The organism is Parabacteroides sp. HGS0025, assembly GCF_000969845.1.
Classification (GTDB): Bacteria; Bacteroidota; Bacteroidia; order Bacteroidales; family Tannerellaceae; genus Parabacteroides; species Parabacteroides gordonii.
The window spans coordinates 2,400,304-2,414,684 of record NZ_KQ033902.1 but is presented as its reverse complement, the minus strand read 5'-3'; the positions used below and the strand labels follow the sequence as shown (position 1 = coordinate 2,414,684).

General features: G+C 41.0%; 16 protein-coding genes. 5 read left to right on the top strand and 11 right to left on the bottom strand.

Annotated features, from left to right (window positions below):
* Nucleotides 1-38: 38 nt before the first annotated feature.
* Entirely contained in the window at nt 39-1,778 is a 1,740-nt protein-coding gene (locus HMPREF1212_RS09370; RefSeq protein WP_028729024.1) for a thiamine pyrophosphate-dependent enzyme, read from the bottom strand.
* Nucleotides 1,779-1,944: 166 nt separating this feature from the next.
* Here HMPREF1212_RS09370 and HMPREF1212_RS09365 point away from each other — a divergent pair, with 166 nt between their 5' ends.
* Entirely contained in the window at nt 1,945-3,306 is a 1,362-nt protein-coding gene (locus HMPREF1212_RS09365) for an MATE family efflux transporter (RefSeq protein WP_046149184.1), read from the top strand.
* A gap of 31 nt (nt 3,307-3,337) precedes the next feature.
* Complete coding sequence (locus HMPREF1212_RS09360; RefSeq protein ID WP_046149183.1) at nt 3,338-3,826, top strand: GNAT family N-acetyltransferase; 489 nt, start codon at nt 3,338-3,340, stop codon at nt 3,824-3,826.
* Between the two features lie 16 nt (nt 3,827-3,842).
* Here HMPREF1212_RS09360 and HMPREF1212_RS09355 read toward each other — a convergent pair whose 3' ends face one another.
* A complete protein-coding gene (locus HMPREF1212_RS09355) occupies nt 3,843-4,559 on the bottom strand; it encodes a CPBP family intramembrane glutamic endopeptidase (protein WP_046150313.1) in 717 nt (238 codons plus the stop codon).
* Between the two features lie 345 nt (nt 4,560-4,904).
* On the bottom strand, nt 4,905-5,366 hold the full coding sequence (locus HMPREF1212_RS09350; RefSeq protein ID WP_028729020.1) for an Lrp/AsnC family transcriptional regulator: 462 nt from the start codon (nt 5,364-5,366) through the stop codon (nt 4,905-4,907).
* A 176-nt stretch (nt 5,367-5,542) separates the two neighbouring features.
* Here HMPREF1212_RS09350 and HMPREF1212_RS09345 point away from each other — a divergent pair, with 176 nt between their 5' ends.
* Complete coding sequence (locus HMPREF1212_RS09345) at nt 5,543-6,835, top strand: O-acetylhomoserine aminocarboxypropyltransferase/cysteine synthase family protein (protein ID WP_028729019.1); 1,293 nt, start codon at nt 5,543-5,545, stop codon at nt 6,833-6,835.
* Nucleotides 6,836-7,186: 351 nt separating this feature from the next.
* On the opposite strand, the gene HMPREF1212_RS09335 is transcribed toward HMPREF1212_RS09345, so the two are convergent.
* On the bottom strand, nt 7,187-8,401 hold the full coding sequence (locus HMPREF1212_RS09335) for a M28 family metallopeptidase (RefSeq protein ID WP_046149182.1): 1,215 nt from the start codon (nt 8,399-8,401) through the stop codon (nt 7,187-7,189).
* Between the two features lie 82 nt (nt 8,402-8,483).
* Here HMPREF1212_RS09335 and HMPREF1212_RS09330 point away from each other — a divergent pair, with 82 nt between their 5' ends.
* Both HMPREF1212_RS09330 and HMPREF1212_RS09325 read left to right on the top strand, forming a co-directional pair.
* Nucleotides 8,484-9,185: an alpha/beta hydrolase gene (locus HMPREF1212_RS09330; protein ID WP_046149181.1), complete on the top strand. Its 702-nt coding sequence runs from the start codon at nt 8,484-8,486 to the stop codon at nt 9,183-9,185.
* A gap of 122 nt (nt 9,186-9,307) precedes the next feature.
* Nucleotides 9,308-10,261, top strand: coding sequence for a bifunctional helix-turn-helix transcriptional regulator/GNAT family N-acetyltransferase (locus HMPREF1212_RS09325; RefSeq protein ID WP_046149180.1), 954 nt, complete (start codon nt 9,308-9,310; stop codon nt 10,259-10,261).
* Here HMPREF1212_RS09325 and HMPREF1212_RS09320 read toward each other — a convergent pair.
* The 7 genes from HMPREF1212_RS09320 to HMPREF1212_RS09290 form a co-directional block, all read right to left on the bottom strand.
* Entirely contained in the window at nt 10,247-10,702 is a 456-nt protein-coding gene (locus HMPREF1212_RS09320) for a hypothetical protein (RefSeq protein WP_046149179.1), read from the bottom strand. The genes HMPREF1212_RS09325 and HMPREF1212_RS09320 overlap by 15 nt on opposite strands.
* A 328-nt stretch (nt 10,703-11,030) precedes the next feature.
* Nucleotides 11,031-11,399, bottom strand: coding sequence for a DUF6463 family protein (locus HMPREF1212_RS09315; protein ID WP_046150311.1), 369 nt, complete (start codon nt 11,397-11,399; stop codon nt 11,031-11,033).
* 70 nt (nt 11,400-11,469) lie between these two features.
* A complete protein-coding gene (locus HMPREF1212_RS09310) occupies nt 11,470-12,267 on the bottom strand; it encodes a helix-turn-helix domain-containing protein (RefSeq protein WP_046149178.1) in 798 nt (265 codons plus the stop codon).
* Between the two features lie 2 nt (nt 12,268-12,269).
* Nucleotides 12,270-13,202: a hypothetical protein gene (locus tag HMPREF1212_RS09305; protein ID WP_046149177.1), complete on the bottom strand. Its 933-nt coding sequence runs from the start codon at nt 13,200-13,202 to the stop codon at nt 12,270-12,272.
* A gap of 46 nt (nt 13,203-13,248) precedes the next feature.
* Entirely contained in the window at nt 13,249-13,680 is a 432-nt protein-coding gene (locus HMPREF1212_RS09300; protein ID WP_052349885.1) for a GNAT family N-acetyltransferase, read from the bottom strand.
* A 119-nt stretch (nt 13,681-13,799) separates the two neighbouring features.
* A complete protein-coding gene (locus tag HMPREF1212_RS09295; protein ID WP_008777585.1) occupies nt 13,800-14,072 on the bottom strand; it encodes a TfoX/Sxy family protein in 273 nt (90 codons plus the stop codon).
* A gap of 75 nt (nt 14,073-14,147) precedes the next feature.
* Entirely contained in the window at nt 14,148-14,360 is a 213-nt protein-coding gene (locus HMPREF1212_RS09290; RefSeq protein ID WP_044193193.1) for an SH3 domain-containing protein, read from the bottom strand.
* Nucleotides 14,361-14,381: the final 21 nt, after the last annotated feature.

Below are 14,381 nucleotides of genomic sequence, written 5' to 3'. Positions count from 1 at the left end.
AGAATTTTAATATTGAAAGCAAAGGTATTTATTTTTATTTAAAACACCTCTTTCCAGTGCTTCAGGTTTGTATCGATCGTATCCATAACTTCTTTGGAACGTCCCTGCATCAGGAGCTTGTACATTGTCTGTGCAAACCCGAGCATCTGGGTAAACTCTATTTTCGGAGGCATAGCGAGCGCGTTCGGATCAGTCATAATATTGACCAAGACAGGGCCGTCCGAAACGAAAGCCTTTGTTAATGTCGGCAACACATCATCCGGATTGCATACATTGTAGCCTGCCATTCCCATCGAAAGAGCCACCCGTGCGAAATCAGGATTCAACATCGTAGTTTGCCAGTCGGGTAATCCGGCTACTTCCATTTCGAGTTTGACCATTCCGAGCGAACGGTTATTGAACACAACCAGTTTGATAGGTAATTTATATTGTACGATCGTCGCCAGGTCGCCCAGTGACATGGAAAGCCCACCGTCGCCACATAAGGCAACCGCCTGACGTCCCGGATAAGCCAGTGCCGCCCCGATAGCCTGAGGCATGGCATTCGCCATAGAGCCATGATTGAAGGAGCCCAACATCTTGCGCTTTCCGGTAGCCTGCAAATAACGTGCTCCCCATACGCAGGTCATCCCTGTGTCGACGGTAAAGATGGCATCGTCCGAAGCCAGTTCATTGATAACGGAGATCACATATTCCGGTTGGATCTTTTCTTCTTTGCCCTTCACTTTCGCTGCCGATCTCAAGTTGTCTTTCACCTTTTCATAATGCGCCAGTTGTTCGCGGAGAAAGGAATCGTTTTTCTTCTGCTGAATAAGGGGAAGTAGTTCCGTCAAAGTATCTTTCACATCACCGCAGAGTCCCATTTTTATTTTGGCACGACGTCCGAGACGGTTGGCTTTGATATCCACCTGCACGATCGTATTGTTTTGCGGCATAAAGGCTTCATAAGGGAAATCCGTTCCGAGCAAAAGCAATACTTCGGCTTCATGCATACTATAGTAACCGGAAGGCATTCCCAGCAAGCCTGTCATACCTACCTCGTTCGGATTATCGTATTGTATTTCCATCTTGCTTTTAAAGGAATAAGCGACAGGAGCATTCAGAAGCCGGGATAATTCTACCAATTCCTTATGCGCGTCTTTGGCTCCTATTCCACAGAAGAGGGTAACCTTTTCCGCTTTGTTCAGCAAGTCAGCCAGTTTACCGATCTCTTCAGCGGAAGGGCAAACACGTTGCCGGGTCGGAAACGGAAGCAGGGAAGACTCTCCTTCGCTAGCTGTCATCGAAGTCAGGTCGCCGGGTAAGCCGATCACGCCTACTCCACGAAATGAGAGAGCGGCTTGTATGGCACCCTGCAACATACGGGGGAATTGTTCGGGCGTGGTCGCCACCTGATTATAATGGCTGCAATCTTCAAACAATTTGATTGTATTGGTTTCCTGAAAATACTCCGTTCCAAACTCATGAGTCGGCAATGTGGATGCGATGGCAAGCACAGGAGCCCCCGAGCGCTGAGCATCATAAAGTCCATTGATCAGGTGCACATGCCCCGGGCCGCTACTTCCGGCACAACAGGCCAGTTCACCATTCAATTGCGCTTCAGCCGCAGCGGCATAAGCACCGGTTTCTTCGTGACGGACATGAATCCATTTGATCTTTCCATTTTTTCGTACAGCTTCGTTTACTTCATTCAAACTGTCACCCGTGACAGCGTAAATACGTTTGACACCTGCCTTTTCCAGTGTGTCTACTAATTGTTCTGCTACATTCTTTGCCATATTGATATTTACTTTTTCTTTTATGTTTTGTTTATAAAAGAACTATGGCAGAAAGCAAAATGTTTTGAGAATACAGTTTATAAATTTAAGAAAATAATTTTAAGTGTACACCAGTCCTTTTTCATTACAAAATACTACCTTTGCAGCGATTGTTTAGGGAAATAGTATGGGAACATCCAAAGAAATGACTTCCGGACGGGCACTTCCGCTGATCTTCAGTTTTGCCATGCCGGTACTTTTAGCAAATCTGCTTCAACAAACTTACTCTTTAATCGATGCGGCTATCGTTGGTAAATTTTTAGGGATCGGCGCTTTCTCCGCAGTTGGGGCAAGTACGTCCGTTATCTTCCTTATCATCGGATTCTGTAACGGCTGTTGTGCGGGTTTCGGAATTCCGGTGGCACAAAAATTCGGTGCGCGGGATTACAATACGATGCGACGTTATGTGGCTATCAGTTTACAACTGGCAGCTATCATGTCGGTAATCATTGCCGTCGTGACGTGTATTTACTGCAAAGATATTTTAAAGATCATGCAGACACCGGAGAACATCTTTACAGATGCTTATTTTTATCTGTTGGTGACTTTTATCGGTGTGCCGTGTACCTTCTTCTATAACTTACTTTCCAGTATTATCCGTGCCCTGGGCGATAGCAAGACGCCCTTCTGGTTCCTGCTCTTTTCAACGATTCTCAATGTGATCCTCGATCTGGTTTGTATCCTGATCTTCAAATGGGGAGTTGCCGGAGCAGCGATTGCGACACTTCTTTCGCAAGGTATTTCGGCTGTCCTTTGTTTTATCTATATGTACCGCCGCTTCGATATCTTGCAGGGAACGCGTGACGAACGGAAGTTCAACGCGCGGTTGGCAGGCAATCTGCTTTGGATAGGCGTTCCGATGGGGCTTCAGTTTTCTATTACAGCGATCGGCAGCATCATGTTGCAAAGTGCGAATAATGCACTCGGGTCGGCCAGTGTCGCAGCGTTTGCTTCCGCAGTTCGAATAAAGTCATTTTTCATGTGTCCTTTCGAGAGTCTGGGTATCGCAATGGCAACCTACACCGGACAGAACTATGGTGCAGGAAAGCCCAAACGTATCTGGCAAGGAATCAAGGCCAGTGGCCTGATGATGATCGTTTATGCCGCCTTCGCCTTTATCGTCCTGATGCTGACGTCAGAACGGCTCACATTGATATTCGTCGATCCCACTGAGTCAGAGGTTATTTCTAAAGCCGTGCAATACATGCATGTATCATGTTCCTTCTTTCCTATCCTTGGTACTCTTTGCATACTGCGATATACGATTCAGGGAGCAGGATTCACCAATCTAGCTATGCTTTCGGGCGTTTCGGAAATGATTGCCCGTACACTGGTCAGTATTTATGCAGTACCGGCTTTCGGCTTCCTGGCAGTCTGTTTCGGCGATGCAACAGCCTGGGTTGCAGCCGATCTATTTTTAATTCCGGCATTTATATATGTATATAAGAAGATAAAAGAGATAAAAAGAGTAGAGATAGATAGAATTTGACTAATATTGTACTATCGTAAAGAAAAGGATCATGAATATAGATAAATGTGATATAGCGATACAAAAAGCCGATTATAAAGATCTGCCGGCTATTCTTGCCATTCAGAAATCGGCTTTTCTGGAAGAAGCTAAGTTCTATGATGATTATCAAATTCCCCCACTGACACAAAGCATTGATGAGATAGAGAAAGATTATCAGGATCATTTATTCCTGAAAGCAATGTATCAAGGTCAAATTGTAGGTTCGGTAAAGCTACGGGAACAAAACTCATCCTGCTGGCTCGGCAGGTTGATCGTCTCTCCCGAATTTCAAAACAGAGGCATCGGACGTAAACTGCTGACGGAAGCGGAAGCTCAAATCACTACGGCAAAAGAGCTAATTCTCTTCACGGGCTCACAAAGCACCAGAAACATCAACTTATATGAATCTGTCGGATATAAAAAGATAGAAGAATACGCTGATGAAAACAATCCCAATCTTATATTAGTTAAAATGATAAAAAGCATCCCGGAACAATGAAACAGGTAGAAATTATTTATCCGATTGCTCCCAATGCTATCGCAATAAAGCTCGGGCCATTAATTACTCCGTGAATGATAACGCCCGTCCAGGTGTTTCGTGTTTTCTGGACGATATAGGGCTGGATAAACATCATAGGTAATAAGATAACCCAGAGCTGCCAACCGAAGGCCAGATGAAAAAGGCTCCATCCTGTCCCTTGAACGACCCATGTATATCGACCGAAGATCAACTCCTGACGTGGCTGCATAACACCTCGCCAGAGTATTTCTTCTCCCATTATATTAAATATCCAAAAGACGAACCAGACAGCCAGTAACCAGTAACGCCCGGCACTCAACGGTTCAAACTCCATAAATGAAGGCGTATAATCGAGTTTGTCTACAAATAAGGTAATTATACCCATAACTGCAACCATCCCTATTCCGGTAATCAGTATCCCGAAAATACTCCACATCCAGTCCGGCCCGGTCATTCTGACAAACCGCATTCTTTTATACCACGTTCGGGAGTTCAGCTTATACCTTTCCGATTTAAGTATTGCCATTGCTAGAAGAATAAGAGGCAGGAAAATACCGAGCGCACCAATAACAAACCAAAACAAGATCGGTTCCAGACCGGTCTTTTCGCTTAAATAGGGTATCGTATAATGAGTTTGAAGCCACATAAGCAATGCGGCAATGATATATATGGAAAATGAATAAAATAATTTCATTCCTGAAAGTGGTTTCATACGCATAGAGTTTTGGCAAATATAGCATTTATATATCTGATTATGAAACCATAATGGATAATATAGGATATTTTGACAGCATTTTCTTATGTTTAAAGGAGTCGTAAGTAGCATCCGGTCAGTTTACTTTTACCCTGAAAAACAAGAAATAACAACAAATTATCAAAAAAAACAGGTATTCATAGTGCTAGTTCAAAAAATAGTTGTACATTTGCTATTGAAAAACGTAAATTTTTTCATAGTTAAGGTTTTGGTTAAGAAATGGCCCACTTGTGAAAGTTAGCCATTTCGTTTTTTATATACCTACCTGTTCTTGTATTTCTTCCCTGCTCAAACACACGATATTTAGATATGAATCCCATAATCATGCTTAACTTCATCCATTACGAAAGTGCTTTCCAGAGAACCCAGACTATCGATCGTTCCCAACACATTCAGAATGAACTCCTGATAATACTTCATACTCGGCGCATGGATTTTTAAGAGATAATCATAACGTCCGGATATATTATAACATTCGGTCACCTGGGGAATGTCCTGTATAATTCGTGTGAACTCCGCTGCAATGTCCCGATTCAGCTTACTCAACTTCACACTACAAAATACGACAAATCCCTGGTTCAGCTTCTCTGCATCCAATACGGCAATATACTTCTTTATATATCCCCCATTTTCAAGACGTTTGAGACGCTCAAACACGGGTGTCGACGAAAGACTTACGCGGGAAGCCAACTCTTTTGTCGTCAGCCGGGCGTTCTCTTGCAGCGTACGAAGAATCTGCAAATCTGTTTTGTCCAAAGTATCCATAGAATAAAATTCTTTACAAGAGGCTTTTTTAATATTCTCTCAGTTTATATTTTCTTTATTAAGATACAAAAATAGTGTTATTATCCATATTTACAGTAAATATTGTTTGATATATCTGCATACAATAATTTTGCAAGAAAATAATTCAAGAACAAATCAATTAAAAATATACAGTTATGGCAACAAAGAATTTGCATTTCGAGACATTACAACTTCACGTAGGACAAGAGCAAGCCGATCCGGCAACAGATGCACGTGCAGTTCCTATCTACCAAACTACTTCATACGTGTTCCACAACTCCGCACATGCAGCAGCCCGCTTCAGCTTACAGGATCCCGGAAATATTTACGGGCGCCTGACCAATTCCACACAGGGCGTTTTTGAACAGCGCGTAGCTGTGCTTGAAGGCGGCGTAGCCGGACTTGCTGTTGCTTCAGGAGCCGCAGCTATCACATACGCATTTGAGAACATCACCCGTGCAGGCGACCACATTGTTGCCGCCAAAACCATTTACGGAGGAAGCTACAACCTGCTGGCACATACGCTGCCCGCTTACGGCATAACAGCAACATTTGTGGATCCCACCGATTTATCTAACTTTGAAAAGGCTATCCAAGAGAATACAAAAGCCATTTTCATCGAGACGCTGGGCAATCCCAATTCCAATATTATTGACATTAAAAAAGTTGCTGATATCGCCCACCGCCATAAAATACCGCTGATCGTCGACAATACATTCGGCACACCTTATCTGATCCGCCCCATTGAGCACGGTGCAGATATTGTTGTACATTCTGCCACGAAGTTTATCGGCGGACATGGCTCTTCACTGGGTGGTGTAATCGTCGACTCCGGGAAATTCGACTGGGTGGCATCCGGCAAGTTCCCTCAACTAACCGAGCCCGATCCCAGCTACCACGGCGTACGCTTTGTCGATGCTGCCGGCCCGGCTGCATATGCGATCCGCATTCGTGCCATCCTGCTGCGTGATACGGGAGCAACCATCAGCCCGTTCAATGCATTCATTCTGCTGCAAGGATTGGAAACGCTCTCCCTGCGTGTGGAACGCCACGTAGAAAATGCGCTGAAAGTAGTAAATTATCTGAAAAATCATCCGAAAGTAAAGAAGGTGAACCATCCGGCATTGCCCGATCATCCCGACCATGCGCTCTACGAACAGTATTTCCCCAACGGAGCAGGTTCCATCTTTACATTCGAAATAAAAGGAGGACAAGAAGAGGCACACCGTTTTATCGACAGCCTGGAGATTTTCTCCCTGCTGGCAAATGTTGCTGACGTGAAATCACTGGTTATCCATCCGGCCAGCACCACACATTCGCAACTCAACGCACAGGAACTGGCCGAACAGGAGATTTATCCGGGAACAATCCGCCTGTCGATCGGCACGGAACATATCGAAGATCTGTTGGCAGACTTAGACCAGGCGTTTGCAAAAATTCATGTGTAATCAATCAGCCAGAAACTTTTTATTTATCACTACGAGCAAGAGCAAGAGTCAGTGCCCGAAAGACATGTGAATAATCTTCTGAGTGACTCATCTTTACAATGTGTCTGATTAACTCTCCGTGAATGTTCTGTATTTCCATATTGTTCACTTTCTGTGAATTCTCAGGTAATACACCACTTAGTTTCATTTTTGATAAATTATTCATCTGTACAATTTTAATCTGACTCTTACTCATTATATTATTCCGGCATAAAGGTAGACTTTACCATATTTCTGTAAAGCGTTAATAGACCAACCTCTCTATTCCGGGGATGAAACAGGGAATAAAGTCGATAAACGACTGAATAACATTTATAATTTCCCTATCAGTTCTGCAATACCGAGAGCGCATTCTACAACTCGTTCACAGTTGACTATGCAGAGATTATCCTTTGCCGTATGTGTGATGTCCTGGCACTCCATATGCTCAATAAACCAGTTGGAACTTACAGCAATCGCCGGACGGTCATTCTGCAGAAAAATGCTGTGATCTCCCTGATACCAGGGAAGTCCTTCCACAATCTCCGGAGTATTCCGGATTACCCCATCCATAGCCTGCTGCATATCTGCAGAAAGCCCGAATGCAGAGAAACAAGAATAGCCTTCTTTATATCCGGCTCCATCAATATTAATGTTCAACAATATATCATCAAAATGAGCTATATTCTGTTCAATATAATTGACTTGTCCGGGAGCGGCATAATAATCTTCCCCATTGAAAAGAACCAATTCGACCGGATATCGAGTGTCGCTATCTTTCAGCAACTCCGCAAGCAGCAGAACAGCCGTAACTCCTGTCGCATTATCTATTGCTCCCGGGGTTCCGATTTTTGTATCAATATGGGCAGTGATAATGATCCTGTCTTTCGTCCGGCTGTCTTTTCGCGCAATCACGTTAAATGCAGTCTCCGGGATTCGCACCGCCCCTGAGACGAGTTCCACCATTTGCCCTGTGCAGGCCAACAACTTTTCACCTTCGGTATCTTTCATGTAGACTGACGGAATATCGAAGTCTCCATCCTCGAACAACGGGAAAGGATACACACCGCCGGCCGTTGCCGAATTACGTTCCGTTGCACTGATCAACGCTTTAGGGGCGCCATTCTCCAACACCGAAACCAGATGTTGATGTTCTTCCGGATTCCAGAAAGGAAAGTTTTTAGGAGCGATCTGTTGGGAAGCGATTTCTCCGTACAACAGTACGATTTTATCTTTGATATCTGCTTTTTCCAATTTGCCGACTGTATCCACCGCTATTAATTCTCCTTTTACGGAACATCCCAATGAATAATGGGAGGAAAAAACATCGAACGATTGTTTCCCGCAGGTCAGTGACGCCCCTTCCGTTTTCCAGTCTATCACCGAGAGCTCAGTCTCTTCAACCTGCCACCCCGACAATTGTAATACTTTTTTTGCATAGGCCGTGGCCTGCCGATTCTCTTCACTTCCTACACGGCGTTCACCGATTTCCGAACATAAAACCTGCAAGTCTGCTTCCACTTTGTCTCTTAATGCTTTTTTATCCATATCTTTGTTTGTTTATTATGTGCCGACAAAGGTAGAACCCCTAAAATCATTGGTATTGGAAAAAAGAGACAAAACATCGATCATGCAAAAAACAATCTTCAGTATAAATAATATACCAGCCATCTTGTGGGGTGAAAACTCTGAAAAAGTCATTCTTGCCATTCATGGGAATATGTCGGACAAAGCGGATGTCCCGATCAGGATCGTAGCTGAAAATGCGTTGGCAAATGGCTGGCAAGTTTTGAGTTTTGACCTGCCGGAGCATGGAGATAGGATAAATGAAGATACACCCTGCAAAGTTCAGTACTGCGTTGAAGATTTAAGGGTCGTCATGCAATACACTAAAATGAACTGGAAACATATCCGTTTATTTGCCAACAGCATGGGTGCTTATTTCAGCCTTTTGGCCTATCCAAACGAGCCGATAGAAAAAGCCTGGTTCCTCTCCCCGATCGTCGACATGCAACGTCTTATCCAAAATATGATGATGTGGTTTTCCGTCACGGAAAAAGAGTTGGAAAACAAACAGACAATTTCCACCCCCATCGGACAAAATTTATATTGGGATTATTATTGCTTTGTAAGGGAACATCCTGTTTCCCGTTGGGAAATACCGACACATATCCTGTATGGCAGCAAGGATGAGCTCTGTGAAAGAGATATTATATCTAAGTTTACAGAATTATTCGCTTGCCAACTGGAGATTGTACAGGGATCAGAACATTATTTCCATACACAAGAGCAATTGATGATATTGGATGAATGGCTGAAACGTACGGTATAAAAGGGATTTGAATATATTTACGTAACTGGTTACATATTTTTCGCGAAATATTTGCCAGTATTATTTAAAGCCCATATATTTGCGTAATCAATTACGTATCTAATAACACAAATTCTACATATATGGACTTTTTTAATCAGACAGGCAAGATGGCTATCGGTAGCAGACTACGTATGTTAACCGATAAAATAACAATGGATGCAGCTTCGATCTACGAAATGTTCGGGGTAGACCTCAAACCAAAATGGTTTCCCGTATTCTTCGTTTTATCCCAAGGAGAAGCAAAAACAATCACCTCGATAGCAAAAGAGATCGGACACTCCCACCCTTCGGTAAGTAACATTATTAAAGAAATGGTAGCCAAAGGACTGGTAAAAGAAACCAAAGACCAGTCTGACGGAAGAAGAAATGTAGTTGCATTATCTGCTAAAGGGAAAAAGATGTCAGATTCGTTTACAGAACAATGTGTGGATGTTGCTGCCGCCATCGAACAAATCACCCGACAAACAAAGAATGACTTATGGAAAGCAATTGAAGAATGGGAAAATCTCCTATCGGATAAATCCTTGCTGCAACGGGTAAAGGAAGAAAAACGGGTAAGAGAAAGTAAAGATGTAAAAATAGTTGCATACGAACCGTGCTACCAGATTACTTTCCGTTCGCTTAACGAAGAATGGATAACGGCCCATTGGAACATGGAAGAAGCCGATTACAAGGCATTGGATCATCCGCAAGAATACATTCTGGATAAAGGTGGTCACATTTTTATCGCCCTTTACAAAGGCGAACCGGTCGGTACATGTGCTTTATACAAAATGGAAGATCCGCTTTATGATTACGAACTGGCCAAACTGGCAGTCAGTCCTAAAGTGCAGGGTAAAGGCATCGGTGTGATATTATGCGAAACAGTTATAAACAAAGCGATAGAATTCGGAGCAAAAAGACTTTTTCTGGAAAGTAATACAATTCTGAAGCCTGCCATTCATCTATACAGGAAGTTGGGTTTTAAAGAACTGGCAGAATTGCACCCTGCTTACGAAAGAGGTGATATACAAATGGAATTAATCGTGGAATAACGAATGGTGTCTCCATCCGAAGATAATACAAACAAGGAAAAGTAAAACAATGATCCCAACACAGGCACGCGGACTTTGGGATTTTTCGGTTTGGCTGTTTTCCTGCCGGGCATGCAGTTGTTCGTTTTTTTCTTCGTATTGATAAACCAGGGCTTGCAGGCTGTCGCAGGTGGCGGAGACAAACAATGTGTCGTGCAGGAAACGGATTTCAGCGGTTGCCTGCCCGCTTTTCTGCACAAAAGCGGCACCGGAAAGCAGTTCCTTCAGCCTACCGACAGGGATCGTTAAACGGGCACGGCTTTCAGGGATTTTAGTTGTCCGGACAGATAACCGGCTGGTTTGCCGTAAACTATCGGTTTGTTGCCGGGATGAATTGGTTTGTTTGCGGGTCGAACAGTTTGCAAAAAACAGGATGATGAAAAAGAATAGGCTGAATTTCATGGGTTAATAGAATAATTTATAGGTTGTAAAAAAGTATCCTGTTCCCGTGCTTGACACGGGGTCGCATAATAAACGGCCGTATAACCACTGATTGATAAGGCCTGTCCTTTTGCGACCCCGTGTCAAGCACGGGGACAAGAAGCTCTATTTGTAAAGAACCTGCCTGCGGTTAAACTTTTCTTGAACAAATATCCGAATGTCGGATGCTCGATAGTAAGTCTTATGGCTAATCATAAAGTAGGGAAGTTTACCTGCTGTAAATACGCTATAATTTGTTGGGTGTATTGAGGTTGTTCTCTTACTGATATTATATTCATAATGTTGTCTATTATAAGTTCCTTTTTCTATTTGCAGCAATTATAACTAATGCTTGCGGCAAAAACAGCCAAAAACCGGAAATCGGCTCTATGATACATCTAACAACAGCGAACGCCAAAATACAATACCCCAAAATCAGAGGTGCGGGTTTCTGCTCTTTTTTGATATAGCATTGGAGTGTTAGCCCCCAAAGAATAAGTATAATCCCACATACTAAAAACCAAAGGGCGAAAGCACGGCTGTAACTGTCATCTGTGGAGTTTATTAATCCATCTTTTATCATGTCCGTAAAGTCCTCTTTCCCAAGTAATAGTGCATATACGGTGTGGATTACTCCTGTTATAACAAGGAATGTCCCACTGTATTTCCAAAGTTTCATATTTTCATTCATTGTCATAGATAATATTTTATTAATGTGTTTTTATAGTCTTTATTACTTTCTCTTTTTCTTATAGTTCTGATGGAGTTGTGTTTGCCAAATTTTTAGCTTCTTTTACAAAATGGGAAAAGTCGGTATATCCCAATTCGTCGTATAAATCATAACTACCATTTGCACGATAGTTCTTCAATGCAGTTTTAAAGCGTAAAGCTTTAAAGCATTGTTTGGGTGATATACCTAATACTTCTTTGAAATATCTATTGAGTGTAGGATTTGACACACCAACTTCCTTACTTACTGTGTTCAATTTGTAATTACGGTTAGTATTGATATAGTAAATTGTTTTTATTACAGTGTTGAGTTTGAAATCAGAACTAAAGATTTTCATATTACTTAAAAGCCAATTCTCTACAAACTGAACTCGCTCGGCAAAAGAGCTTTGCAATTTTAGTTCGTCTATTACTTTTTGATTTAGATACTTTTGCAGAGACAAATGATTATCCACCAAAGTTGAAATATCTTTAGATAAACAGGAGTACAAAACTCCCGGCTTGAATTTTATTGAAAATTCATGGGTTCCGGGAGCGTGTATTACAGTGATCGTTTCTGTTAAGCTACCAGATATCTTATCACCCGATGTATCAATTATACCATGTTCACGATGTACTTTGAATGTCTGACTACTATCGGAGATATAAATTGAAACTAAGATATTAGCATTGGGCAAAGCCACAAGTGAAAATGGAGTTATAGAATTGTTAGGAGTACATATTTCAAAATAATACTCAACAATATCCTTTAATTCAAAACAAGGATATTTAATCTCTACTTGTTCTTCATCTTCAAATATGACTTTACTCTTTACCATGTTTATTTAGTTAGGTGATATAATACCTGAATACCAAGCCCGAATGTCATCATTCGCTCTTTTTTGTTGGTTAATAGCTGTTGTGTCCAATCAAGCAATCCACCGTCAGCAATTTCAATAGTATTGCCGCCGATCACTATTTGCTGCTTTATTCTGAAACCATGATAATAGTTATTATCATGTTCCGGTGCTATAACCAAGACCTCAAGATTACTATTTTTTTCCCGGACATACGATATTGATTCCATTATTAGTGGGCTTTGACTGTCATAACCTTTGCATGGAATAATCTCATAATATATTTTCTCCACACCGTAACTTTTACATATTTCATATGATGTAGTTAAATGTTTTAATAGTTCTTCTTTCTCAAAATTAAAGCTACCAGTATCTCTGCCGCATGAAATAAGGGCGAGAACAGTAAAATGAGGAGTGAAATTAGGATTATTAAATACCTGTGTCCTTATTACCCGTGAAATGTTGCTGTAATTATAGGTTTTGTTATCTAATTCTCCTTTTTTCTTTAACGATGCGTAATGTAATGCTATTGCATTCGTCGGGTCTGCCTGTACTTCTGTGTTTCTTAAAGAAGTAAGGACTTTTTTTTGATCTACTGTTGCTATAACACTACTTGTCCCAAATTGAGCGACCGGGGAAAGTTCTATGGGTTCAAATCCTCTACCTGCCATTAATTTATAGCACCGTAATTCATTTTCTTTATATTCTAAAACATCTTCTAATAAGGCGGGCTTAACAAGCTTGTTGCCCTCATATTTACTTAGTAAAGATGAGGGAGTTTCCTGTTGAACACGCTTGTTAAAAACGCCCAGTAAAACAGTGTTCAGTTCCGACCCGCTTAATTCATCGGACAACACTTTAACTATATCTTGCAAATCTAATTTACTAATAATGTGATCGCCTATATCTTTTTTCATTTTTTCCTAATACTATATAAATGTTCATCAACTATTTGTCCCTCTTTTATAACCGAGGACTTAATAATGGCTTCCTTTTCAAAACTTTCATTGAGCCTATATTATACTCGTAAATTTTCGCATAAATCCTCAATAAGTTAAGTTCTTCAAAAGCAAATTTTATCAATAACCTTACCGCTTCGGTGGCATATCCTTTGCCCCAATAAGGTTCTCCAATCCAATATCCAATTTCTGCATTAATACGATATACGCCATACTGTGGTATTAGGCTGCAACAACCAACGAATGTATTATTCTCATATATCCCGAAGACGTTTCCTAATGATCCATTTGTAGCTAAATCAAGAAATGTAGTAGCATCTTCAATCTTATAAGGATATGGAAAGGTGTCCCGTAAGTTTACAGCGATAGCGTGATTATTTGCTAATTGCTGTATATCCTCAGGTGGAGTTAGGTTTATATTTTGTAATCGTATCATTTTAATGTACTTATTGTTTTTGCAAAGGTAATCTCATATGTCATATTAATAAGTGTAAAAATGAATCAATCTGCTAATTCTTTTAATAGCCTAATCATTAATCAAATTTGTTCTAATAGTTAATCCTGAATTTTATCTTTTAGTTCTTTTTTTAATTCTGATGGAATATCATTCCAGTGTAAGTTTAATAGAGCTCCTTCTAAAGAATAGAGATAATAGCACACAGGTATAGTCTTTTCAGGATGTTGTTCACGTATCTTTATAAAAGCTTTGACAGAGGTTGTTTCTGCAAGATCGGCTAAAGTGAATATACCAATTTCATTAAGGTATTTCTCGATAGTTGCACCTATGTTCTTCGCATTTCTTAAATTGTTGTCTATTTTTGATTTCATTTTTACTATGGACTACGTAATATAATCTTCTTTCTACAAATTCGGTAATATTTTATCATTTCGGCAATACTTATTCTACAATAATTCAATAGATCGCTTTAAACATCTAATCGGTACCCAACCTGTCATTCCATTGCCCGCTATACACCAAACCCAATTTACCCATTCTGGATCAGTTTCTTTTATAGCTAAATTGACTACAACTTTTTCATCTTTCTTTAATATAATAGGATTTTCATAGCTCTCAACCCATTTGCACACAACAATATATTTATCTAAATATTTCATTATCTTGTTATTAAGTTGTTT